This is a genomic window from Devosia neptuniae, from assembly GCF_025452235.1.
GTDB lineage: Bacteria > Pseudomonadota > Alphaproteobacteria > Rhizobiales > Devosiaceae > Devosia.
Genome location: NZ_CP104965.1, coordinates 3,067,474 through 3,091,639 on the forward strand (window position 1 = coordinate 3,067,474; position 24,166 = coordinate 3,091,639).

Consider the following 24,166-nt stretch of genomic DNA (forward strand, 5'->3'; position numbering starts at 1 on the left):
GGCGTTGCTTAGCGAACACGCTGGTTTCGTTCTGTGTAGCGCGGCTTTTTTGCGGCGGCAGTTTCCCTTTGAGCGCAGGGCTGGGTTGAGCCGGGCGGGCGAGCCAAGCGCGCGAACCATGCTAGGGTGCTGATAACGTTTTAGGGATGGACCGGTGTGCGGCACCGTTGTTCTCCCCGCAGCCAAGAAGAGGCTGGCGCGTACGGCCCGGAAACAGGGCCTTTACCGATCGTTCCGGAAGCTCAATCACGAGGCCTGGCCCATGAAGAAAGCGACTCCGTTCCGGCCCAATGTCCTGCGCCAAGGCGCTCTGGCACTGGGTTTGGTCGTCGCACTGAGTGCGGCGTCCGCTGCTGCGGAACCCTACACACTCAACGTCTCCGACAAGATCAACGTTCGCGTGGTCCAATGGAAGGCGGCCGAATCCACCTTCGAGGAATGGACGGCGCTGGGCGGGGAATATGTGGTGGGTCCGGCGGGCACCACTGCATTCCCCTTTGTGGGCGATGTGGAAAGCGCCGGCAAAACCTCCCAGGATCTGGCGCGTGAATTGGCCGATGGGCTCAAGCAATCGCTTGGCTTGGTGGTTTCACCCAATGTCAGCATCGAGATTGCCGAATTTGCCCCGATCTATGTGGCAGGTGATGTGCAATCGCCGGGTGAATACAAATTCCTGCCGGGGCTGACCCTGATCAAGGCACTCAGCCTTGCCGGGGGCGAGCGCCGCGGCGCCGATGCGAATTCCCGGGCCGAGCGCGATGTGCTCACCGTCAGCGGTGCCTATCAGGTGCTGCAGGACGAACAGCTACGACTGCTGGCCAAGCGGGCACGCATCGACGCCGAATTGGCCGGGCAGGACACCATTGCGCCGCCCGAGCAGTTTGCCGGGGTCGAGGGCGTCGAGCCGCTACTAGCCGACGAGCAGGCCGTGCTGGTGGCGAATCTCAAGGCACTCAATTCGCAAAGCACGGCGCTGGATAGCCAGACCACTGTGCTGCAACGGCAGATCGAGACTTTTGGACAGAAGCGGACCGCGACGGAACGCCAATTGTCGGTGGCGCAGGAGCAACTGACCAATGTGCGCTCGTTGGCCAATGATGGCCTGGCCGTGGTGTCGCGTGTCGCTTCGCTCGAAACCAGCGTCGCCGATTATGAAACGCGCCTGCTCGATATCGACATGGCCCAATTGCAGGCGCAACAGGCCATTGGCGATGCCGAAATCCGCCGCACCGACCTGGCCGATAGTCACGCTTCCCAACTCACGGTGGAGCGGCAGGAGGTCGAGGCGCAGCTGGCCGAAGTCAATCTCAAGCTCGCCACCCAGCAGGGTCTGGTGCGCGAGGCCGTGGCCTATTCCGGCATTGCGCCGGGCACGGCGGGGTCGCTTGCCAGCTACACCTACAGCATTGTCCGTGACGGCGAGGAAATCCCCGCCGAAATGTCGACGCCGGTTTTGTCCGGCGATGTCGTCCAGGTCCGCCTGGTTGTTGCCGAGTAGTTTTGTGTTTTAGTGATTGGAGTAAGCCCATGTCCAGCGTCAGCCGCCTTGCAGCCTCCGCAATTGCCGCTCTGTGTTGCCTTGCCACGCCCGCTCTCGCCCAAAGCGCCAGCTTCTTTGACGATTTTGATACGCTCAATGGCCAGCGCTGGTATGTTTCGGATGGCTGGGCCAATGGCGCGCACCAGAATTGCACCTGGTCGGCCGGGCAGGTGAAGACGCAGGACGGCAGGCTCAAGGTGGGCTTTGCCCCGAGCAGCGGCGCTGGTGGCCGCAAATATGCCTGCGGGGAAATCCAGACCAAGACAGCCTTTGGCTATGGCACGTTCGAGGCTCGCCTCAAGACGCCGGCGGGTTCGGGGCTCAATGCGGCCTTTTTCACCTATATCGGCCCGCAGCAGGGCAAGCCGCATGATGAGTTGGATTTTGAAATCCTTCTCAAGGATACCAACCACGTGGAAACCACCAGCTTCGTTAATGGCGTGAGCGGGGACGGGCAGGTGGGCAGCGGCATGTCCCATCAGCTGCCCTATGCCTCGGATTCCGATTTCGTCAATTTCGCTGTCACATGGACGCCGGGACGACTGGATTACTACATCAACAACCAGCTCGTCCGCACCATGACCGAGAGCTATCAGGTGCCCAACAATGCCATGCGCATTTTCTTCAGCCTGTGGGGCACCGATACGCTGAGCGACTGGATGGGCTCGTTCGCACCGCCCAGCGGGCCGATCGCCATGGATGTGGATTGGGTCGCCTTCACTGCGCAGGGCGAAAGCTGCGCTTTTCCGCAATCGGTGCTGTGCACACTGCAATAGCTGGCCGCCGGCCAATCAGAAAAGGGATTTTGAATGAAGCTGGTGTTCTTCCGCGGCAAGGTGCCGAATTTCGGTGATGAGCTCAACACATATGTCTGGCCGGAAATCCTGCCGGAAGGGTTTTTGGACGAGGACGAGAGCGAGCTGTTTGTCGGCATTGGCTCGATCATCGGTACGCATCTGCCTGAGACGTCCCGCAAGTTCGTGATGGGCTCGGGCTATGCCGGCTATATGGGCCTGCCCGATGTGCATGACGGCACCTGGGACATCCGCTTCGTGCGCGGGCCCAAGACCGCCGAAAAGCTCAAGATTTCGCCTGATCTGGCCATTTGCGACAGCGCGATCCTGCTGCGCCAGATGGAACTGGCCAAGCCAGCCACTGGCATCGATGTCGCCTTCATGCCGCATTACGAAAGCCTCGAGCGTGGCCCCTGGGACGAGGCCTGCCGTCTGGCGGGTATCAAGCTGATCGACGCCACCGATCCGCTTGAAAAAGTCATTGCCGAGATCAAGGGCGCCCGCGTGCTGATCACCGAGGCCATGCATGGCGCCATCGTTGCCGATGCGCTGCGTACCCCCTGGATCGGCGCCAAGCCGATCTTTGCCGGGCACCATATGAAGTGGCTCGATTGGTCCGGCGCACTCGATATCGAGCTGCGCATGCATGAGCTCAAGCCATCCAGCGTGCTCGAATATTATATCGGCCGCACCGGCCGCGGTGGTCCCGCCGGCAAGATCGGCGCGCTGAGCCGCAGTCCGTTGGCGGCGATCCCCAATGCGTTTTTGACCCATTCGGCCGCCAAGCATTTGCAGAAGATGGCGACCTATGAGCCGCAACTGAGCAGCGATGCGAAGATTGGCGAGGTGACGGAAAAGGCTGCAGCGGCCGTGGACGGGTTTGTGCGGTCGCGGTTGGCGGTGAGCTAGGTAAACCGCTAGCTACGCCGACGGCCGTTAACAATGGGGCACTCAACCGCCCCACCCACAATGTCATTCCGGCGCAGGCCGGAATCCATTCTGTGAACTCTCCACTACAGCTATCCGTGGAGGGCCTTCAGCATGGATTCCGGCCTGCGCCGGAATGACGCCGTGAGTAGAACTGGAACTTGGGTTACCCGCGGCCCAGCACCTCCCCCTCGACGGGGAGGGTGCAGCTCGGGGCTCCCCCTACGCTTTCGCCTTGCGCTTCTTCAGCACCATGCCCTTGACCGCCAGCAGGCGCTTGCGGGCCAGCACCAGGATTGCACCGCCATACACTGCCGCGCACACGGCCACTGTTGCCGCCAGCCGCAGCACGGGGTGGGCGTCGACCAGCTCCAGCTTCACAAAGATTCCCGCGCCGATCATCAGCGCTGTCGCCAGCACGGGCGTGGCGAAGGTCCCCAGATACGCCCAGGCCGATACCCGCAGGATGCGGATGACCATGTGCACCGAGGGCGGCCACATGATGAAATTCTGGATGACGATGGCCAGCGTCAGCGCGTTGACGCCCCACTTGTAGAACAGGACGACATAAAGCACCGTCGTGACCTGCTTGCCGATCAGGTAATAGAACCATAGATCGGCCTGGCCCTGGCTTTTGACCAGGGACGATTGCAGCACGCCGATGCTGGTGATCAGGCCCAGCAGGCAGAAGGCCTGCACGGCCGGAACCGCTTCCACCCAATTGTGCCCAAAGGCCAGCGGCACGAAATCGTCGGCAATCAGCGCCAGCCCCATGAAGACGGGGAAGGACAGCACGGACGAGGCGAAGGTGCCGAGGAAATAGGCCTCGCGCAACTTGTCGCGCTCGTTCTGCAGCGAGGACAGCAGCGCGTAGGACACCGAGCTGAGCGCGCCGGTGATGAGGTCGGTCAATATCTGGAAAATGCGGCGGGCAAAGCTGTAAATGCCAAGCCCGGCGGGCCCGAGTAGCGTGCCGATCAGCAATTGATCGATGCTGACCAGGGTGATGATGCGATTGCCCGAGGCGAAAAGTCCGAAGCTGGCCAGCTCGCGCAGGGCCTGGAAGCTGAAGCGGAATTTGGGGAGCCAGCGCACCGAGACCAGCGCGCCGATACAGGTGGTGATGGCGGTGGCGAGTTGTGAGAAAGCCAGTGCCCAGAGACCGAACCCCAGCCATAGCAGCGCCAGGCACAGCAATGCCGCGACGACCGAGGCCACAGTGGTCCGCATCGCCAGCTTCTTGAACGACATGGAGCGGACCAGCAGCGCATTGGGCACTGCCGCCGCCATATCGAAAATCACCCTGATGCCGATAAAGGGGAGGAGGGCGTTGAGAATGGGTTCGTTGAGCTGATTGGCCAGCGGAAAGGCGGCAAAGCACAGCCCGGCATAAATCAGTAGCGCCGCTCCGGTGCAGAGCCAGAACACGGTATCGAGATGGCGCGGCTCGATTTTGCTGCGCTGGATAATGGCTTCGCTGAACCCGGCCGGGGCGATGGCGGTGCCGAGCATGGCAATGCTGGCGGCATAGGAGACGATGCCGAATTCGGCCGGCGAGAGCACGCGCGAGGTCGCCATGAAGACCAGAATGCCGAGCGCCGCCGGCGCGAAGCTGTTGACCACCGACCAGAGCACGCCGCGAATGGCTGCGCCGGACCGGTTGGTGCGGACATGGTCGAGCACAGGGCCGCGACCGATCTCATTGGTAACACTCATATTTACTCGATACGGGCCGGTTATTTGCTGCCCGTGGGGGCGGAATGACTCAACGTTGCACGGCCGGCAGCCGCGATTGCACGAAGGCGTGGAAATCCGGTGTGGTGCGGCCGAAGAGGCGTATGGCGAGGCCACGCGCCCGCAGGCGCAGCGCGTCCTTGAAGGCAATGGCCGATGAGGCGCCGTCCATGATCAGCGCCTTGGCGAGGCCGCTGGCCCGGGTTGGCGCCTGGGCTGCCCATTTCGGATTGGTCATGAAGCCGTCGCGCAGGCCTTTTGGGGCCGTCTGCCAGGCCAGCCGCTGCAATTCCTGCACCGAGCGCTTCAAATCAAGCTCGCGCCGCAGATAGGAGGCCTTGAGTTCGGCATTGCGGGTGGTCTGTTCGGCATTTTCCGCCCAAACGGCGAGCGGCGTCATGGCCACGTAGATCGGCTCGACGATGGAGAAGGAGCGCATATATTCCTGTAGCGTGGCGGTGCAGCCAAAGCCGATTTCGAGTTGGCACGCCGTATTGCGGGACCAGAACAGCCCGCCATTGGACACGCCGATCCCCATCAGCAGCGACAGGCGGAATTCGTCGGGCTGGTACAGCCCTTCGACGAACAGGTCATCGAGCACGCCGCCGACGCTCAAATGGGCCGCTGTGGTGCCGCTCTTGTGCTCGACATATTGGTTGCGCAGCACGACATTGACGCCGTCCTCGCGGCAAATCCGCATGTTTTCGGCGAGGAAGTCGGGCAGAATGAGATTGTCGTCTTCCACCACGCAGAAATAGTCGGCGTTATTGGGATTTTCGGCTGTGAAGCAGTGGTCGATATTCTTGGAGGCAAAGCGCTGCGGCGCGTTGTGGTGATAGCGGATACGGGAATCGTTGAAGCTCTCGCACACCGCCTTGCCCGCCTGGGCGGCATCGTCGTCATAGACGTCGCAGACCCAATTGGCCCAGGTTTGGTCGATCATCGATTGCAGCGCGCGTTGCAGGGCGACGGGGCGCTTGTAGGTGGGCGTGCGAATCTGGACCAGGCCGGAATTGGTTTCAGTCATGGTTGGACTCCGATGGGGCGAATATACACCTGCCGCGACGCGGGCAGGGGAGAGCGGCGATTGGCGCGCAATTCGTGCAGCACGCCCTGGGCACCATAGATGAAGGTCACCACCACCAGGATCGAGCGCACGGAAAACTCGAAGAAGACTTCGACTTCGATGAAGCTGCGCAGGATGACCAGCAATTGCAGGCCGACCAGGAACGCGTTTTGCGGATTGGGCCGCAGGATGGTGGCGATCACGATCAGCAGAAAGCCGCCATAAATGAGGAAAGCCTGCAGGCCGACGCCAATCAGGCCGATTTCTACGGCGTTGGAAATATAAGTGTTGTGGAAGTTGAAGCCCGAGCCCGAGGGCACGAGGAACATAGCCCAGAGCTGTTCAGCGGGCGCAAAGCCGGCCACCCAGAAGGCGCGGAAGCCAATGCCCTGCAGCGGCCGTTCTGCAATGAAGGTGAAGGCGGTGGCCCACAGATCCGTGCGCCCGGTCAGCGTCGGGTCCTTGCCCGAGCCTTCGAGAATTTCCGACAGCAACGTCTGGCCATTGGCCATGATGAACAAGCCCAAGGCCGCTCCAACGATGATGACGCCCAGCGTCATGAACAGCTTCTGATTGCCGGTCAGGCGTCCTGTCAGCAGCAATAGCACCATGACGGCGACGCAGGGGACGACCATCATGATGGCGCCAGCTGATTGCGCCAGGACCATCAAAGGCCCGGAAATCAGCAGGCCGGCCAGAGCCCCCAGCCGCAGCAAAAGCCCGGCATGGCGATCGACGACGACCGCCAGCGAGGTCAAGGCGAAGACGGCGATATGGGCCGCAAAGGCGTTCTTGCTGCCAAAAATGCCCAGCCAGGGCGCCCCGGACGGCCGATTGCCGATGGTGACGCTGGCCAATATCCCCACGGCGTAGACGACGAACAGGGCTCGCACGAGAGTCGTCGGCTTGACTCGTCCGGCCATCACCACGGCGATGGCGAGTGTGATCATCAGCTGGATCGAGGCCCGCAGCGTGATCTCGGGATATTGCGACCACAGCGTCGACAGCATGCAATAGGCCGGTAGCAACAGCAGGAACCACCAGCGGGCGACCAGAGTGATGCTTTGCTGGGGATCGCTGATCAGCAGCAGCCCGCCAAAGCCGAGAAAGGCCATAGCGGCTAACGAGCCGACCAAGGCGTTCAGCACCAGTCCTGACAGGGCCAGCACGGTGAAGGTGGCGGCAAGATCGATATCGACCAGAGGCCCGGCAATGCCGCGGCGGCGCAGTAGCCGTGTCATGTCGCCACCGCCGGCGCATTGGTCGCGAGCTGGTTACGGATCGGCGTGGGCGCAGCGGCAGCCGGAATGAATCCGGCGGCATAGCGGGCGGCAGCGTCCTTGGCGATGATCTGGTGAGCGTTTGCGCCTTGCGTCGCGAGCGCCAACCAGGCCGGATCGCGGCGGAAACGGGGCCAGTCTACCTTTTGGCTCGGCACATAGGGGGGCAGGGTGGCATGTTTATCGACGTTCAGTAGGCCGGCACTCGCTGCAACCTGCGGCGTGGCAGCACGGCGCTGCCGGCCTTCGGTGAACGAGTTCCATAGCCGCCGCAACAGGGCAGGGCGCCGCGCGATGATTTTGAGGACGGTGCCCGGCGAACGAGCCTTGATTGCCTCCACCAGCCGGCCGAAATCCAGCGCGCCCTGCAAGGCATCGCGGCGCTGCGCAAAGGCATGGGCCAGGCCGGCCTCGGGCTTGATCCCAGCCAGCAATTGCGCCTGATTGGCCAGCATGGCGCCAACATCGTTGGTCGACAGCCGGTGGGAAATCGAGCCGCTGTGGCGGCGGTATAAATACCAGGGTTCCGGCACAATCCACATGCTGGCGCCGGCCAGCAGCGTGCGCAGCAGCAGATCGTAATCCTCGCCGATCCGCAGGGTTTCGTCATAGCGCAGCAGACCCAGCGCCTCGGCACGGATCAGGGGCTTGAGATAGCCGAGCGCGGGCAGCTTGCCATCCATGCCGGCGGTCACCCAGGCTTCGGCACTGACGGGGAATGGTTTGTCGTGGTCGGCCAACAGCAGGGTCGGCGGGCTGCCGTCCTCGTGGAAATGCAGCAGGTCATCGGCCACGATATCGGCCTTGAAATGCGCCGCCGCGGCCAGCAAGCGCTCGAGCCGTTCGGGATGCACGATATCGTCGGAATCAATGATGGCGATCCATTGCCCGCGGGCCCGCGCCAGCGCCAGGTTGCGCGTGCGGGCCGGGCCGCCATTCTGCGGCGAGGCGAGCAGCCGCACGCGCTCGTCGCGCGCCATGATGGAGGTTACTACCGACACGCTATCGTCGGGCGAAGCGTCGTCTGAAACGATGATTTCGAGATTGCCCATGGTCTGGGCCAGCACGGATTCCAGCGCACGCGCCAATGTCGCGCCGCCGCGGTAATTCGCCATGATGACGGAAACCGTCGGAATCCCCTGCTGTGCGCGCGTGGGCTGCATGGCGAGCTCCGGTTCGAAAGATTGCCAGGCGCCAACAGGCGCCGGCTTGTCCCGTCAGGCCTGCGGCGCCGTAGCGTCGAGAGTGGCCAGCACGGTTTTGAGCTGTTGCATATGCTCGCTGATCTGGCCGATCCTGAGGCGGGCCGCAGCGGCATTGCGCTCGGCGTCCTCGATGGCGCCTTCGTCTTCTTCCGAGCGGGTGCCGAACTCGCCCGAATTGTCGATCAGATTGGTGGCCTGGGCATAGTAGACGTCGAGGCGTGTCTGCAGGCCTTCGCGTTCCCGCTGAGCCCCCTCGATTGCCGCCAGCAGCGAGCGGCGGACCGTCATGAAACGGTCCTTGTCGGTGCTGGCGTCGCGCGAAGGATCACGGGTGCGGAAGAGGCGCGTGCCGACGGAAAGGATCGAAGCCATTCATCGCCTCCTGTAGTCTAGCGGCTGCCCGTGCGCATCAGCACGACCTTGACGGTGCGCAGCATAATAACAATGTCACCGATGAAGGACCAGTTACGAGCATATTCGGCGTCGAGCCGGACGCGCTGTTCATAGTCCACGTCGCTGCGGCCGCTAACCTGCCACAGGCCGGTCAGGCCCGGACGCATGCTGGCATAGGCAGTGATGTCGTTGGCATAGCGAACGATTTCGTCCTGCACGATGGGACGGGGCCCCACCAGGCTCATGTCGCCGCGAATGATGTTGATCAGCTGGGGCAATTCGTCGAGGCTGGTGTCGCGCAGGAACTTGCCCAGCGGGGTAATGCGCGGATCGTTGCGCAGCTTCTGGGTCGCTTCCCACTCTTCGCGGGCCAGCGGGAACATTTCGAGGTGCCGTTCCAGCGCCTCTTTGGAATTGACGATCATGGAGCGGAACTTGAGGCAGCGGAACTTCTTGCCGCGATGTCCGACCCGTTCATGGGAGAAAAATACCGGTCCCCGATCGATCGAGAACATGGTGACCATGATGAAAAAGATCGCCGGAAGCGCGCAAAAGAGCATGATGGATGCAATCGTGACATCGAATGCTCGTTTCAGCGCGCCGCCCTTGGGCGACTTGGTTTGGGTCTCGATGCCCGAGAGATCGAGGCCTGCGTTGACTATCGACATTTTTGTTCACCCGCCATGTTGAACGTAGTTCGAGTTGCTACTGTGCTTTTCGTGTCCAGCTGTAATGGTTTGCGATGATGCCCCGGTGCCGCAGGGCGGGGGGCCGTGATTACCGCAGTCCCGCCCGGATGTCTCCGCTGCGAGGGTTCGTAGCAAACGCTTGATGTTTGCCGACTTCTGTCGGTTTGGTCCTGCAAAGGCGCGGTTCGCTCAAAAGCAAATCAAGCGCATGTTTGCGGGATCAAAATGATCACGATTATGTGGGGCAGGCAACAGCGTACGCGCATGGCTGTCATGCGGGCACGTGATCATGAGATGATCACAATTGGCAGGATGGGAGGTGGCGGAGGGTTACCGCGCGAAGACGAAGATGATGCCGTTCCACAGCAGGTAGACGCCGACCCAGGCGAGGACGATCACGGCCAGCGCGGTCATGCCAGTAGGCCAACGGCTCCAGATCTGGCTCCGAAGATTGGCGACGGGTGCCCCGACGCCGTTTTCTGCGGCGCCTTTCTTGTCGTGTCCGTCCTGGCTCATGTTCTGGCTCCTGCCCCAAACGTTGCGATACTGGCAACTCCGTGCCGTCTATCGCAAACCTCGGAAAACTACCCTAACGTCTATAGTGAAATTTTCAGCAATGGATGAGTTCAAGCAACTGGTAAACGCACGACAGCGTTTCCAGTGCCACGACTTGCACAAAATACCGAAAACCTCACCGCCTTATTGCTCTGGCGGCTTCACACAATAGAAACGCTATATAGCGTTCACCGCCCCGCCACAAGCGGCGGCAAATCAACTTTAGGACTAGCACTAATGGCGTGGAGTGGCGGTGGGTGGTGCTGCCGATCGCCGGAGCGGAGATATTGCCCTCGACCACCGCGCGACCCGTCGCGGTCCGACAAGCGGCGTTGCTCGAGTAATCTGCTCCGCGCAAACAAACCTAAAGCGCCTCCGGCCAGTGCCCGGCAATCCAGCTCGCCATCGCCCCTATATCGGTCGCCTTGGTCGTATCCACGTCAAACACTGGTCCGCGACCCACCGGCTCCGCACGTGCCACCAGCGCCGCCAATTCCGGCAAATACGCCGCCCCCGGATGCCCCGGCAGCCGATCCTCCAACCGGCCGGCATAGCGCTCCACCACCACCTCGGCCGGCGCCTGGCACCAGATTTCCAGCGTTTCGCTCACTCCCGCCATAGTCAGGTGGCTTTCGAGCAGTTCACGTGACTGAAACCCGAACCAGGCATCCACAATTACCGTGGTCCCCGCCGGCGCATCCGCCACCAGCGACCAGATCGCCTTGTAGCTCGCCTTGCCAAGCGTGCGGTTGAACTTCCGGTCCACCCCCTCGATCACCTCAAGAAACGGGTTCTTGACCGTATCGAGCGTCAATAGCGGCCATCCGGTTTGTACCGACAAAGCATGCGCCACCTGGCTCTTGCCACTGGCCGGCACGCCATTGACCAGCACGGCCCGCTTGCGCCCTCGCGCCGCAAATCGGTCCATGGCGCAACGCGCCGCACCGATCACGCCAGCGTCGTCGCCCAATTGCGCCGCTACAATCGGGCTCTGATACCAGCAATTCTCCGCCGGAATCCCCGCCAGCGCCGCCACAGCCCGTCCGCCCATGCCACCACCCAGCAGCACCAGATCAGGATCAAGCGTCGCCACCAGCCCATCAATGGCCCGCCGCAGCGGCCCCGCCCAGGCGGTCAACACCGCCGATGCCTGCGCATCGCCCTGGTCGCGGCGTTCCAGCAATGTGTCGGCATTGGTGCCGGGCGGCAGCCCCGCCTCGCAGACATGCCGGCCAAACGCCGTGCCGGAGCTCAGTGTCTCCACGCATCCCCGCCGCCCGCAAGCGCAGAGCAGCCCATCAGGCGCCACCACCACATGTCCGAACTGCCCGGCCGTGCTCCGCCCACGCAGCAAATGCCCATGGTCCAGTGCTGCCCCGCCAATGCCGGTGCCGATGGTCAGCATGACGAGGTTCTGCTTGCCCTGTCCGGCGCCAAACGCGGCCTCGCCGAGCAGCGCCATGCTGCAATCATTTTCCAGCACCACGAATTGCCCGGTCGCCTCGCGCAGCAATTGCGCGAAGGGCAGCTTCGACAGATCGACATAGCCGCCCGAAAACACAATTCCGGTGCTGCCATCGACCCGCCCCGGCACGCCGACGCCAATGCCGGCAATGCCATCGACCATCAATTGGCCGATCAAATCGATCGTGGTGGCCAGCACCTGTTGCGGATCGGCCGAACTCGGCGCCCGCACGCTGGCCAATATCTGTCCGCTGTTGCTGACCCGGGCGGCGCGCACATGCGTGCCCCCGATATCGACGCCAATAGCCGTCTGCCCCATGGCACGCTCCCAACGCTCAGGCGACCCGCGTCTTATGGGCGCTATAGCGGGCAATCACCGCCTGAATTTCGCGCAGGCGCGGCACGGCAATGGTCTCCAGCCGCTGCTTGGTCTCGGCCCTGTCCAGCGAGATACAATCCTTCCACAAGGACCGCCCCGCAATCACCCCCGAGGCGCCATTGTGCATGGCGATCTCGACCTGTTGCAAGAAGGTTGCGTGATCCACCCCGGCCGACAGGATCGCCCACGGGACTTCCCCGCACAGACGGGTGACCTCGGCACAAGATTCGGGCGAGCCGGGGTAGGGGAGCTTGAGCACCTTGGAACCCACATCAAGGCAAAGCCGCGTGCCGCCCTGGATCAGCTCGGGAATCTTGGCCGCATAGGCCTCCTTGCTTTCCCCTTCGAGCGCATAGGTCAGAAATTCCACCACCAGCAACAGGTCCTCGCTGGCGAAATCGGCAATAACCCGTTCCAGTGTCGCCATGTTCTGACTATTGGCGGCAGGCGTGTCCGAGCGCAGATAGATCATGATCTTGCCGCCCGTGCCGCCCAACTCGCGCACCCGGCGAGCCGTGATGCCATCGACCATTTTGGAAATCCGGTAGCCTTCGGGCGAGACATCCCACCCCGATGCATCCAGCCCGATCAGCAACGCCGTATCGCGCGACAACACGCCTTCATCCACCACCTGCGGCACAGCGCAGATCGGATCCACCAACACGCAAGACGCCTGGCTGGCGAGATAGCGAGTGATATCGGCCTTGGTATTGCCCAGCATTTCATTGCTGATCCTGGCCTGGGCCTCCGGGTCCGTCGCCAGCAGCGTGCGCATGCCCCCGCGCTGGTCGCAGGCGATCACCATCATCGCGCCATCTTGTCCACAAATCTGGTGGTAGCCGCGTCTTTCGGCGGTGGTCATGCGTGCCATGTCGAATATGCTCCTCGTAAATTGCGACAAAGAGGCTCCGGTCACGCAAAACGGTGTTTTGCGCGGCAATTGCCTAACAGCGGGGTTTGGGCGATAAGGGTTATCGTTGTCGACGATGTAACACATTGCTGAAAGGAATTTCAAGCTGTCTTCGCAGTCCGGGGATGCAGGCGTTTCCCGCTCCATGATGCATGCGGTCGCCAAGCTGCATTACGAGAGCGACATGAGCCAGGTGGACATCGCCAAGCGCATGGGCGTGTCGACGGCCACAATTTCACGCCTGCTGCAGCGCGCCCGCGTTGAAGGCATTGTGCGCATCGAAATTCGCGACATCGTCGCCCCCGAAGCCCTGCGCGACCGGCTGATCGCCGGGCTGGGCCTCGAGCGCGCTGCCGTTATCGACGCCCCCTCCGCCGGCGTGCTCGAAGCCTTGGCTACCCCATTGGGTGATCTCCTCAAGGAAGCGGGCCTGGGCGCCGGTTCCGTGCTCGCCATCGGTTGGGGTAGGGCGGTCAGCGCCGTCATGCAGGCGGGGCTTCCCCCGCTGCCAGGCATCATCACCGTGCCCGCCACGGGCGGCATGCAGCAGCATGCGCCGCATTTTCAGGTCAACGAATTCGTCCGCGTCGCTGCCGGGCACATGGGCGGGACGCCCCATTTCATCCACGCGCCCTATCTGCCCTCGGCCGAAACCCGCGCCGCCTTCCTCGCCGATCCATCCATTGCCGATAGCGTTGCCCTGTGGGATCGGATCGATGCCGCCATTGTCGGCGTCGGCCTGCCGCACGCCGTCAACGCCCCCGAAGCCAGCGCCGCCACGCCCAGCGAGCAATCGTTGAGCAATGCGGTGGGCGACGTGATCCGCCATTATTTCGACCGCGACGGCAAACTGATCCAGTGGGAAGGCGAGTCCCGCATGATTGCAGCCTCTCCCGCCCAGCTCCGCGCCGCCCCCTGGTCATCGGCGTGGCCGCCGGCGAGAATAAAGTCGGCGCCATCATCGGCGCCGCCAAAGCCGGCTTTATCACCGCGCTGGTCACGGATGCCCGCACGGCTGAAGCAATCCTCGATACGCTGGGCTAGATTCCGCTTCGGGCAGTGCCCCCAGTCCGTCCCATCCACAAGGTAATTCCGGCCCCCGCCGGAATGACCGCAAACGTGGTGGCAACAGGCCTCTAATCTTTCTCCGCGTAAAAATTGATATTTGCGCGCCTAAATCGTGTTGACACGGCGGCCCTGCCGTGAAGTTCTATATGCGCGGCATCCGGAACAATCGGAGCCGCGGAGGACAGACCCTTTACCGATCATCCGCATGCCCGGGATCGCAAAATGCGACAGGTCTTGACGGCTGTTTTGTGTGAAGTAAATTGCAGAAGAAAATTTCACTTGACGGTTTCGATGCGTCGGGATGAGATATGTTAACTGGACAAACAAATCTGTTTGGCCAGCCGAATGACTGTCAACGAACAGCTCAATGAGGGAGGAAAACCATGGAGCGCCGTTCTATTCTCAAGGCCGTAGCCGCTGCCGCGCTGGTCACCACGATCGGTCTCGCTGCCGGTCCGTCTTTTGCGCAGGAGAAGAAATTCACCATCGCGCTGATCCCGGGCCTGACCACTGACGGCTTCTATATCACCATGCGTAAAGGGGCCCAGGCGGCCGCCGATGCTCTTGGCGTAGAGCTGGTGTTTCAGGGCGCGCCCGATTTCAACCCCGTCACCCAGGTGCCGGTGCTCGATGCCATCATCGCCCGCGCACCCGATGCCATCCTGATCGCCCCCACCGACACGACCCAGCTGATCGAGCCGCTGCGCAAGGCCAATGAAGCCGGCATTCCGGTCATCACGGTCGATACGTTTATCGGCACGGGCTCCTACCAGACTGGGGCAGGCGACGCGGATTTCCCGCTCGCCTATATCGCGTCTGACAACGTGCTCGGCGGCCGCATCGCCGCCCGTGCCCTCGCCAATGCCATTGGTGGGGAAGGCAAGGTCTTCGTTTCCAACGTCAATCCTGGCATTTCCACCACCGATCAGCGCGAGGAAGGCTTCAAGCTGGAAATGACCGAGAACTTCCCCAAAGTGGAAGTGCTCGAAACCCAGTTCAACAAGAACGATGCCAATAACGCGGCCAGCCAATTGCAGGCCGTTTTCGCCCGTAATGCCGATCTCAAGGGCGTGTTCGGGGCCAATCTGTTCTCCGCCCTCGGCTCTGCCAATGGCGTCCAGCAGGCCGGCCAGAGTGGCACCATCAAGGTGGTGGCGTTTGATGCTCCCGTCAGCATTGTCGACAATATCAATTCCGGCCTCGTCGACGTGGCCATCGCCCAGCACCCTGCCGAAATCGGATATTACGGCGTGGTCTCGGCCTTTGCCCACCTGACCGGCCAGTCGATCCCGGTTTCGATCGGCACCGGCTTTACCATCATGGACAAGGCCAATATCGCCGATCCTGAAATCTCCAAGTACCTTTACAACGAGTAACGCCTCACCGGGACGGCCTGCGGCAATGCCGCGGGCCGCCTTGCCATAACGCACAGTTCGCGGGGCAACCTGCGTCGACGCCGGATCAGGTGACACCATGACCGCTTCAGTTCCGCAGGCTCAGCCTGCTTCCACTCATATAGCCCCGCAAGCCGATCACGCTGAACGCGCGCTCAATTGGATGCAGCGCATCGCCAATCTGCGCGCCTGGCTCTTCCTCGCCGCGCTGATCATCGGCTTTGAAATCTGGGCCCGCCTCAGCTTCGGCGGCACCTTCATTCTCAATCCGTTCAACATCCAGTCCATCGCCATTTTCGCGGTCGCCCCGCTGCTGCTCGCCACCGGGCAGACTTTCGTCATCATCTCGGGCGGCATCGATCTATCGCTGGGCTTCATCATGGGCCTAGCCGCGGTCGTCGCCGCCCATGTCATCAACTGGGCCACGCCCGGCATGGGCTTCCCGCTTGCCGTATTGTTTGGCGCGCTGGTCGCCGTCCTCGTCGCGGGCCTGCCCGGCGTGGTCAATGGCCTGCTCGTGTCCCGCCTCCGCGTACCGCCCTTTATCGGTACCTTGGGCATGTTCGGTGTGGCACGCGGCGTCGCGTTCCTGCTGGCTGGCGGCACCACTGTTCCCGTGCGCAACGAATTCTTCGCCGCCATCGGCAACGGCAAGTTCCTCAATGTGCCCTATATCGTCATCATCACGGCAATCTTCGTGGTCGCCATGCATTACGTGCTGAGCCAGACCCGTTTCGGCCAGCACAATTACGCCATCGGCGCCAATGCCCAGGCCGCCCGCCGCGCCGGCATCGACATCAAATGGCATTTGCTGCGGCTCTACATTCTGTCCGCCATGTGCGCGGGCCTGGCCGGCGTCGTCTATTCCGCCCGCTTCAGTGCCGGCGCCGCTCAGGCCGGCGAGCCCCTGCTGCTCGATTGCGTGGCCGCCGTGGTCATTGGCGGCGCGAGCCTCTTCGGTGGCTCGGGCACCATCTTTGGCACCGTGGCCGGCGCGCTGGTCATCGCGGTCATTCAATACGGTCTGGTTTTCGTCAATGTCGAGCCGTTCTGGCAGTTCATCAGTGTCGGCGTCGTCATCATCATCTCGGTCCTGATCGACCAGGCGCAACGCCGCTTCACCGGAGGGCGCATCGATGAATAACGCAGCCGAACCCCTGCTTGACGTTCGCAATCTCTCGAAAAACTTCGCCGCTGTGCAGGCCCTCAAGGACTTCTCCATGGTGGTCCGCCCCGGCGAAGTCGTGGCCCTGGCCGGCGACAATGGCGCGGGCAAAACCACGCTGATCAAGGCCATATCCGGCGTCTATAAACCATCCTCGGGCGAAATCCGCCTGCGCGGCGAACCCGTCAGCTTCGCCACCCCGCAAGAGGCGCGCGACAAGGGCATAGAGACCATCTACCAGGACCTGGCCCTGGCCGATAACCTCTCCATCGGCGCCAATATCTTTCTCGGCCGCGAACCCATGCGCAAAGCCTTCGGCTTCCTGCCCGTGCTTGATCGCAAGAAAATGGCCAACGCTGCCAAATCCACCATGGCCCTGCTCGATTTCCATGTGAACCGCATGGAAGCCCCGGTCAGCAACTTCTCCGGTGGCCAACGCCAAGCCGTCGCCATCGGCCGCGCCGTCTATTGGGACGCCCAAATCCTCATCATGGACGAACCCACCGCCGCCCTCGGTGTCCCCGAACAGCGCAAGGTCATCTCGCTCATCCACCAGCTCAAAGCCCAGGGCAGGGGGGTAATCTTCATCTCGCACAATCTGCAGGACATTTTTGCGGTGTCGGACCGCATCGTCGTGCTGCGGCGCGGGGTGCAGGCGGGCGAGCGCAAAATCTCGGAAACAACCCACGACGAGGTGGTCAAGCTGATGGTGGGGGGCTAACCCCCCATCTAAGCCGAAGCCCGCAACACCAATTCCGCATTCAGCAAAATATGCTGCCCCTGCATGCGCGGATCATCAAACACCCGCGAACTATCGAGCTTTGACAGCAGCAGCATAATCGCCAGCCGCCCCATCTCCGTGGTGTTCTGCGACACGGTGGTCAGCGGCGGCCAGATATATTCGCTCAGCGGCTGATCGTCATGCCCCGCCACCCGCAAATCACAATCCGGGCCGATCCCGACCTTGAGTCCAGCCTGGTTCACCGCCGCCAACACTCCAAACGCCACCCGGTCATTGCCGCACAGCACCGTCTTGCTGGGAAACCCGCCCGCTGCCAGCACCTTGTTGGTCTGCTCGAACGCGTAGCGCTCAAATTCCCAGGTCTCCGAGCGCTCCACCGGGATCAGCAGCGGCTCCAGCCCCCGCCGCTGCATCGTGGCGATATAGCTGGCGCGTCGTTCCTGCGTATTGCTGTTCACCACGGGCATATCGAAATAGGCCGGCCGGTCGCCCGAGCGCGTCAAATAGTCGGTAATCAGCGCAATGCTCTGCGCATTATTGGTGCCGACAAACGCTTCCTCGGCGTCAAATGGCGCGTCGATAAACACGATGGGAATATTGCGCGCCAGCGCCCGCACCTTGTCGTGGTGTGCGCCGTGCCCGCCCACGGGCGCCATGATCACTCCGGCCACATTCAGCGACGTCAGCGTCTCGATCGCCTCGGCCTCCAGTTCTCCGCGGCCGTCTGAGCTGAACACGAATGGCAAATACCCAGCGGCCGTCGCCTCCGCCTCGATGCGTCGCCGCAACCCCATGTAAAACGGGTCGAGCGAGCTGGGAAATACCAGCCCGATAATCTTGGATCGCCGCCGGTTGAGATTGACCGCAAACAGATTGGGCCGGAACCCGGTCTCGGCCAGCCCCGCATCGATCTTCTCGCGCACCTTGACGCGCACCGAGCCGGGATCCTGAAAATATTTTGAAACCGTCGGCCGCGACAACCCAACCGCCTTGGCAAACTCTTCCATCGTCCGGATTGCCTTGCGCGTCATCTCAGTCTTTCCCTTGCACCACCCGTCCCTTGCTGCCACCAGCAACCGGCCATGTCAAATATTGTTTGACGCGCGGAAAAGCACAATTTTTACAGGAAAGATTTGGGTTAGGTCCGCAGATCGAGGTTGGAAAGATCAAACTCCTCATGATGCGCCAAGGCGGCCGCCCCGATCGCACATTCAAACGCCCCAATCCGCGACACCGTCAGCAGCGGCAGGCTCATCCCCGGCACCATGCGTCGCCTCAGTGGCCCCGCCACCCGCTCCACCACCGCATCCAGCACCGGCAGCATAGCCCCGCCCAGCACCACCTCATCGGGGTCAAAAATATTGGTGATATCCACCAGCCCCTCGGTCAAATGCCCCGCCAGCGTGGTCACCGCCCGCTCGGCATCCGGGTCACCCTTGGCCAGTCCCGCCGCCACCTGCGCCGGCAATTGCGGATCGGTCGCCGCCTCATCGACATCCCTATTGGTCGCATAGCGCTGCAGCGCCTTCAGGTTCACAAAAGTCTCCATGCACCCGCGCTGCCCGCAGCTACACAGCGGCCCATCCGCCGCAATCCGCAAATGCCCGAACTCCGTCCCCAGCCCATTGCCCCCACGCAGCAGCTTGTCATCAATGATCACCGCGCCGCCGCAACCGGTCCCGATCTTGAGATAAACCACCACCCCATGATGCGGCCGCGGGTCCGAATAAATATGCCCGAACGCGGCCGCATTGGCATTGTTCTCGACATGGCAAGGCAAATCGATCCGCGCCGCAATCAGCGCCCCGAGCTCGACATCCTTCCACCCCAGAATCGGCAGGTTGATCACATGACCATCCCGCCGCACCAGCCCCGGCACGGTCATCCCCATCGCCCGGATGCTGTCGCGATAGAGCACCAGGCTCGCCAGCTTGTCCGCCACCAGCCCCACCACCTGTTCCGGCGCCAGCCCCCGGTCAAACGGCATTTCGTCCGTCTCGGCCACGCCCGCCGCCAGATCGAGCAGGGCAAAGCGCAGCACGCCCACCCCGATCTCCACGCCAAAAAAATACGCCCCCTTGGGCTCCAGCGCGATATCGATCCCCGGCCGTCCTACATCGCGCCGCTCGGGACTGTCCTCGCGCGCTCTCTCGCTGACCATGCCGCGCGCCAAAAGGTCATCGATCATCCCGGTAATAGAGGCCCGCGTGAGGGATAGCCGCCGCGCCAGCTCCGCCCGCGACACCGGCCCGCTGACCCGCAAAATCCCCAGCAGCCGCCGCTCATTGATGTGCCGCACCAGCGACTGATTGGCCATGTTTCCGGTTTCCGTGACGGCGTAAAAACTCACCAAGCTCTAGCGGCGCCATGTTGACAGCACAACTCTGCCGCTATTATGTTTCTTAAGTTAACAAATTATCGAACCGCCCGGCAATGGCGTATTCGACCAGCGGCGGGAGCACATCGAAATGCCCAAAAAGCAGGAGCGGCTGCTGCGTGTCGGCGTGCTGGGCTGCGGCGCCATCGCCCAGGCCGCCCATTTCGAAAGCTGCACCAAGGCGGCAAACGCCGATCTCTACGCCATCTGCGACGTGGCCGATGATTTGCGCAACCGCATGGCCGCCACCCACGCCCCGCAAAAAAGCTTTGCCGATTACGATACCATGCTGGCCGATCCGGACCTAGAAGCCGTGATCATCGCTACCTCCGACGCTTTCCACGTCCCCGCCGCCCTGCGCGCCCTCGAAGCCGGCAAGCATGTGCTCTGCGAAAAGCCCCTCGCCACCTCCATCGAGGAAGCCGAAAGCCTGCGCGCCGCCGTGGCCACCTCAGGCAAACGCCTCCAGGTCGGCCACATGAAGCGCTTCGACGCGGGCCTGCAGGCCGCTAAATCCTTCATCGACAATGGCATGGGCCAGCTCGTTGCCCTCAAGGCCTGGTATTGCGACAGCACCCACCGCTACCCCATGACCGACGCCGTCCAGCCCCTGATCATCGCCAGCGCCGCCGCCCGCAAACCCGCCGAAAACCCCAAAGCCGATCTCGACCGCTATTACATGCTCGCCCATGGCAGCCATCTGGTCGATACCGCCCGCTATTTCGCCGGCGAGATCACCGCCGTCCAGGCGCGCCTCTCCAACCGCGCCGGCATGCGCTGCTGGTTCATCGATGTCGAATTCGCCAATGGCACGCTGGGCCATCTCGATCTCACCGTCGCCGTCCGCATGGACTGGCACGAGGGCTTCCAGATCTATGGCGAAAACGGCTCCATTCTCGGCAAGACCTATAATCCCTGGTATTACAAAACCAGCGAGGTTGACATTTTCGACGAAGCCAAAGGCGCCAGCTCCCGCGTCCTCGGCGCCGATGGCCATTTCTATCGCCGCCAGCTCGAAGCCTTTGCTGATACCATCCTGACCGGCGCCCCCCAGACCGGCGCCGATATCGAAGACGGCATCGCCTCGGTCCGCGCCATGGTCGCCATCACCCACTCGGTCAAGTCCGGCCAGCCCGCCCGCCTCGCCGACGTCGCGGGAGCCCTCTGATGCGCCTGGGCATCTTCGCCAAAACCTTTCCCGGCGCCGATCCCATGACGGTCCTCGCCCAAGCCAAAGCCGCCGGCTTCGCCTCCGTGCAATACAACATGGCCTGCTCAGGCCTTCCCTCCATGCCTGACGCCATCACCCCAGCCCAGGCCCAGGCCGTCCACCACGCCTCCGAGCAAACCGGCCTCGCCATAGCCGCCGTTTCCGGCACATACAATATGATCCACCCCGATCCCGCCATCCGCGCCGCGGGCCTAGCCCGCCTCGAAATCCTCGCCGCCGCCAGCGCCGATATGGGCACAAGCCTGCTCACCCTCTGCACCGGCACCCGCGACCCCCACGACCAATGGCGCCGCCACCCTGACAACGACACACCCGAAGCCTGGCGCGACCTCCTCACCGAAATGGAAAAGGCCGCCGCCATTGCGGAGCGCTACGGTATCCGCCTCGGCATCGAACCCGAACTCGCCAATGTCGTGGACTCAGCCGTCCGCGCCCGCCAATTGCTCGACGCCATCGCCAGCCCATCCCTCGCCATCGTGCTCGACCCGGCCAATCTGTTCGAACACGCAACCCTGCCGGAACAGCGCGACATCATCGCCCACGCCGTCGATCTCCTCGCCGACCACATCGTCATGGGCCACGCCAAAGACCGCACCGTGGATGGCGCCTTCACCACAGCCGGCACCGGCGTCCTCGACTATCGCCACTATATCGCCCGCCTGCGCGCCATCGGTTTCACCGGTGATCTGATCACCCACGGCCTCGAAGCCCGTGAGGCTCCCGCCGTCGCCACCTTCCTGCGACAAGCCCTGTCATGAAGCGCCAGGTCCTGGTCCGCGACGGCGTCTCCCTGTCCTGGTACGACAGCGGCGGCTCCGCCACGCCCATCCTCTTCCAACACGGCCTCTGCGGCGACATCAACCAGACAAGGGAAGCCATCCCCGCCAGCCTGCGCCTGATAACCCTCGAATGCCGCGCCCACGGCGCCTCCGAAGCCGGTCCGCTGGAAAACCTCTCCATCGCCACCTTCGCCGCTGACATCGCCGCCCTCATCACCGAGCTCGATCTCGGCCCCGTCATCCTCGGCGGCATCTCCATGGGCGCCGCCATCGCCACGCGCCTTGCCGTCCACCGCCCCGATCTGGTGCGCGCCCTCGCCCTGATCCGCCCCGCCTGGATCACCGCCAGTGCCCCGCTCAATATGCAGCCCAATGCAGATGTCGGTGCGCTCCTCGCCCAAATGCCCGCAGACGCCGCCCGCGCCACCTTCCACGCCAGCCCCACTTACGACCATCTCGCTAAAACCGCGCCTGACAATCTCGCTTCCTTGCTGAGCTTCTTCGAGCGCCAACCCGTCGCCACCACCGCCGCCCTGCTGCAAGCCATCGCCGCCGACGGCCCCGGCATCACCGAACCCGATCTGGCCGCGCTGACCGTGCCCACTCTCGTCATCGGCACCAGCCACGACGCCATCCACCCCTGGCCCATAGCCACCCGCCTCGCCGCCCTCATTCCCGGCGCCAAACTGCTCGAAGTCACGCCCAAATCCGTCGACAAACCCGGCTATCTCGCCGACCTTCACACCGCGTTCGCCGCCTTCTCCGAGGAAATCTGAAATGCCCAGCTCCACCTGGCTTGCCGATCTGCCACGCCATCGGCTGCTCGCCGAATATTCCATGTGGTCGGCCGATCTGATCCGCCTCGCCGATGATTTGGCCCGCATCGAGCCCCATGCTGATCTGCTCCATATTGACGTAGCCGATGGCCATTTCGCCCCCGCGCTCCTGTTCTTCCCCGACCTCGTCGCCCGCATGCGCAGCGCCACAACCCGGCCCATCCACGTCCACCTCATGGTGGCCGACGCGGTCCTGCTCGAGCAGATCACCCAATTCGCCGATGCCGGCGCCGACCTGATCAGCATCCACGTCGAAAACGCCGCCGTTGCCGACGCGGCCCTCGCCCTCCTCGCCGGCCGCAACGTGGCCAGTGGCATGGTCGCTCGCATCGAAACCCCCGTCGCCAACCTGGCGCCCTATCTCGACCGCCTTAATTTCTTCACCCTGCTCGGCACCGCCATCGGCGTAAAAGGGCAGGGGCTCGACCCCACAGCCGGCCCCCGCCTGCAGGAGGCTAAAGCCCTGATCACCCAATCGAACCGCAATATCGTCCTCGCCGCCGATGGCGGCATTCGCGACACCACCGTCCCCCTGTTGCGCGCTGCTGGCGCTGAAACCGTCGTCATGGGCTCGCTGGCCTTCGGCGCCCCAGACCTTGCCGCCCGCATGGCCTGGCTGCACGCGCTCTAGCCATGAACAGCGCCCGCGCCATCGGCATCGATATCGGCGGCACCAGCCTGCGCGCGGCCCTGGTCGACAGCTCCGGCCATATCCTCGCCCGCGAGGAAACCGCCACCCTCGCGCAAGCCGGCCCCCAGGCCGTCGTCCAACAGATCGCCGACCTCGTCGCCAAAATCGCCCCCGACCGCACCGGTATTACCGGCGCCGGCATCTCCTCACCCGGCCCCATCGACACCGAACGCGGCCTCGCCTTGGGCGTGCCAACCCTGGCCGGCTGGTCCGATATCCCCATCGCCAGCATGATCCAGACCGCGCTGAGCCTGCCCGTCCGCCTCGAAAACGACGCCATCGCCGCCGCCATCGGCGAATGGAAATTCGGCGCCGGGCAGGGCCTCGCCCACCTGGTCTATATTACCATCAGCACCGGCATTGGTGGCGGCATCATCCTCGATGGCAAAGTCCTGCACGGGAGAATGGGCATGGCCGGCCATATCGGCCACATGACCGTACACCGCGACGGCGCCCCCTGCGCCTGCGGCAATCGCGGCTGCTGGGAAGCCTACGCCTCCGGCACCGCCTTCGCCCGCCGCATCGCCCCCCATTTCCCCAATCCAAAATCCGCCTTCACCGCCGCCACGTCCGGCAATTCCCTCGCCCTCCAACTCGTCACTGAGGAGGCCGATTGGCTCGGCATCGGCCTAGCCAACCTGCTCCACCTCTTCAGCCCCCAAACCGTGATCCTGGGCGGCGGCATCGCCAATGGCTTTCCGCTGCTGCTCCCGGGTATTCGGCGACGCGTCCAGGCCAATGCCATGCCGGCGTTTCGTGATGTCCCGATTGTCCCGGCGGGCCTGGGTGAGAATGCAGGTCTGGTCGGCGCCGCGGCCATGGTGATGTGAGAGCTGGCCGCTCAACGATAATTTTTACGCAAGCAAACATATATATTGACGAGCTGAAGCAATCTCCCCTACCGTCAGCCCACCCAGAAGCGCATCAATGCGCCGGGCAGGGAGAAC

22 protein-coding genes and 1 pseudogene are annotated in these 24,166 nt (G+C 63.1%); 12 read left to right on the plus strand and 11 right to left on the minus strand.

Annotation, left to right across the window (positions count from 1 at the left end):
* Window positions 1-262: 262 nt before the first annotated feature.
* The 3 genes from N8A98_RS17850 to N8A98_RS17860 are packed head-to-tail and all read left to right on the plus strand — an operon-like array spanning window position 263 to window position 3,243.
* Window positions 263-1,498: a polysaccharide biosynthesis/export family protein gene (locus N8A98_RS17850; protein WP_262167316.1), complete on the plus strand. Its 1,236-nt coding sequence runs from the start codon at window positions 263-265 to the stop codon at window positions 1,496-1,498.
* 29 nt (window positions 1,499-1,527) lie between these two features.
* The gene (locus N8A98_RS17855) at window positions 1,528-2,316 is read left to right on the plus strand and encodes a family 16 glycosylhydrolase (protein WP_262167317.1); all 789 of its coding nucleotides are present in this window, start codon (window positions 1,528-1,530) and stop codon (window positions 2,314-2,316) included.
* 33 nt (window positions 2,317-2,349) lie between these two features.
* Window positions 2,350-3,243 (plus strand): polysaccharide pyruvyl transferase family protein, encoded by an 894-nt coding sequence (locus N8A98_RS17860; protein WP_262167319.1) that lies wholly within the window; start codon window positions 2,350-2,352, stop codon window positions 3,241-3,243.
* A gap of 240 nt (window positions 3,244-3,483) precedes the next feature.
* Here N8A98_RS17860 and N8A98_RS17865 read toward each other — a convergent pair whose 3' ends face one another.
* From N8A98_RS17865 to N8A98_RS17905, 9 genes are all read right to left on the minus strand, one after another.
* Window positions 3,484-4,977, minus strand: coding sequence for a lipopolysaccharide biosynthesis protein (locus N8A98_RS17865; RefSeq protein ID WP_262167320.1), 1,494 nt, complete (start codon window positions 4,975-4,977; stop codon window positions 3,484-3,486).
* A 49-nt stretch (window positions 4,978-5,026) separates the two neighbouring features.
* Window positions 5,027-6,022: a glycosyltransferase gene (locus N8A98_RS17870; RefSeq protein ID WP_262167322.1), complete on the minus strand. Its 996-nt coding sequence runs from the start codon at window positions 6,020-6,022 to the stop codon at window positions 5,027-5,029.
* Window positions 6,019-7,302, minus strand: coding sequence for an O-antigen ligase family protein (locus N8A98_RS17875; protein WP_262167323.1), 1,284 nt, complete (start codon window positions 7,300-7,302; stop codon window positions 6,019-6,021). Before N8A98_RS17875 ends, N8A98_RS17870 begins: the two co-directional genes overlap by 4 nt.
* Window positions 7,299-8,504, minus strand: coding sequence for a glycosyltransferase family 2 protein (locus N8A98_RS17880; protein WP_262167325.1), 1,206 nt, complete (start codon window positions 8,502-8,504; stop codon window positions 7,299-7,301). The genes N8A98_RS17875 and N8A98_RS17880 overlap by 4 nt, the downstream gene beginning before the upstream one ends.
* Window positions 8,505-8,558: 54 nt before the next feature.
* Window positions 8,559-8,918: a hypothetical protein gene (locus N8A98_RS17885; protein WP_113121991.1), complete on the minus strand. Its 360-nt coding sequence runs from the start codon at window positions 8,916-8,918 to the stop codon at window positions 8,559-8,561.
* A 17-nt stretch (window positions 8,919-8,935) separates the two neighbouring features.
* Complete coding sequence (locus N8A98_RS17890) at window positions 8,936-9,607, minus strand: sugar transferase (protein WP_113121992.1); 672 nt, start codon at window positions 9,605-9,607, stop codon at window positions 8,936-8,938.
* A gap of 351 nt (window positions 9,608-9,958) precedes the next feature.
* The gene (locus N8A98_RS17895; RefSeq protein WP_113121993.1) at window positions 9,959-10,144 is read right to left on the minus strand and encodes a hypothetical protein; all 186 of its coding nucleotides are present in this window, start codon (window positions 10,142-10,144) and stop codon (window positions 9,959-9,961) included.
* A 403-nt stretch (window positions 10,145-10,547) separates the two neighbouring features.
* Window positions 10,548-11,966 carry an ROK family protein gene (locus N8A98_RS17900; RefSeq protein WP_262167328.1) on the minus strand — a complete coding sequence of 473 codons (1,419 nt, stop codon included), beginning with the start codon at window positions 11,964-11,966 and terminating at the stop codon, window positions 10,548-10,550.
* Window positions 11,967-11,982: 16 nt separating this feature from the next.
* Window positions 11,983-12,897 carry a tagatose-bisphosphate aldolase gene (locus N8A98_RS17905; protein WP_262167330.1) on the minus strand — a complete coding sequence of 305 codons (915 nt, stop codon included), beginning with the start codon at window positions 12,895-12,897 and terminating at the stop codon, window positions 11,983-11,985.
* 184 nt (window positions 12,898-13,081) lie between these two features.
* On the opposite strand from N8A98_RS17905, the pseudogene N8A98_RS17910 reads away from it, so the two are divergent.
* The 4 genes and pseudogenes from N8A98_RS17910 (at window position 13,082) to N8A98_RS17925 (ending at window position 17,284) form a co-directional block, all read left to right on the plus strand.
* Window positions 13,082-13,980, plus strand: a pseudogene (locus tag N8A98_RS17910) (sugar-binding transcriptional regulator).
* Window positions 13,981-14,387: 407 nt separating this feature from the next.
* Complete coding sequence (locus N8A98_RS17915; RefSeq protein ID WP_262167331.1) at window positions 14,388-15,380, plus strand: ABC transporter substrate-binding protein; 993 nt, start codon at window positions 14,388-14,390, stop codon at window positions 15,378-15,380.
* 97 nt (window positions 15,381-15,477) lie between these two features.
* The gene (locus N8A98_RS17920; RefSeq protein WP_262167333.1) at window positions 15,478-16,542 is read left to right on the plus strand and encodes an ABC transporter permease subunit; all 1,065 of its coding nucleotides are present in this window, start codon (window positions 15,478-15,480) and stop codon (window positions 16,540-16,542) included.
* A complete protein-coding gene (locus N8A98_RS17925; RefSeq protein ID WP_113121999.1) occupies window positions 16,535-17,284 on the plus strand; it encodes an ATP-binding cassette domain-containing protein in 750 nt (249 codons plus the stop codon). The genes N8A98_RS17920 and N8A98_RS17925 overlap by 8 nt, the downstream gene beginning before the upstream one ends.
* 8 nt (window positions 17,285-17,292) lie before the next feature.
* On the opposite strand, the gene N8A98_RS17930 is transcribed toward N8A98_RS17925, so the two are convergent.
* Both N8A98_RS17930 and N8A98_RS17935 read right to left on the minus strand, forming a co-directional pair.
* On the minus strand, window positions 17,293-18,312 hold the full coding sequence (locus tag N8A98_RS17930) for a LacI family DNA-binding transcriptional regulator (protein ID WP_262172058.1): 1,020 nt from the start codon (window positions 18,310-18,312) through the stop codon (window positions 17,293-17,295).
* A gap of 131 nt (window positions 18,313-18,443) precedes the next feature.
* Complete coding sequence (locus N8A98_RS17935; RefSeq protein WP_262167335.1) at window positions 18,444-19,622, minus strand: ROK family transcriptional regulator; 1,179 nt, start codon at window positions 19,620-19,622, stop codon at window positions 18,444-18,446.
* A gap of 151 nt (window positions 19,623-19,773) precedes the next feature.
* Between N8A98_RS17935 and N8A98_RS17940 the strand changes: the two genes are divergently transcribed.
* The 5 genes from N8A98_RS17940 to N8A98_RS17960 are packed head-to-tail and all read left to right on the plus strand — an operon-like array spanning window position 19,774 to window position 24,049.
* Window positions 19,774-20,850, plus strand: a complete 1,077-nt coding sequence (locus N8A98_RS17940; RefSeq protein ID WP_262167336.1) for a Gfo/Idh/MocA family protein — start codon at window positions 19,774-19,776, stop codon at window positions 20,848-20,850.
* Window positions 20,850-21,671, plus strand: a complete 822-nt coding sequence (locus N8A98_RS17945) for a sugar phosphate isomerase/epimerase family protein (RefSeq protein WP_262167338.1) — start codon at window positions 20,850-20,852, stop codon at window positions 21,669-21,671. The genes N8A98_RS17940 and N8A98_RS17945 overlap by 1 nt, the downstream gene beginning before the upstream one ends.
* Window positions 21,668-22,468, plus strand: coding sequence for an alpha/beta fold hydrolase (locus N8A98_RS17950; protein WP_262167339.1), 801 nt, complete (start codon window positions 21,668-21,670; stop codon window positions 22,466-22,468). Before N8A98_RS17945 ends, N8A98_RS17950 begins: the two co-directional genes overlap by 4 nt.
* A gap of 1 nt (window position 22,469) precedes the next feature.
* Window positions 22,470-23,159 (plus strand): ribulose-phosphate 3-epimerase, encoded by a 690-nt coding sequence (locus N8A98_RS17955; RefSeq protein WP_262167341.1) that lies wholly within the window; start codon window positions 22,470-22,472, stop codon window positions 23,157-23,159.
* Window positions 23,160-23,161: 2 nt separating this feature from the next.
* Window positions 23,162-24,049 (plus strand): ROK family protein, encoded by an 888-nt coding sequence (locus N8A98_RS17960; RefSeq protein ID WP_262167342.1) that lies wholly within the window; start codon window positions 23,162-23,164, stop codon window positions 24,047-24,049.
* Window positions 24,050-24,166 lie beyond the last annotated feature (117 nt).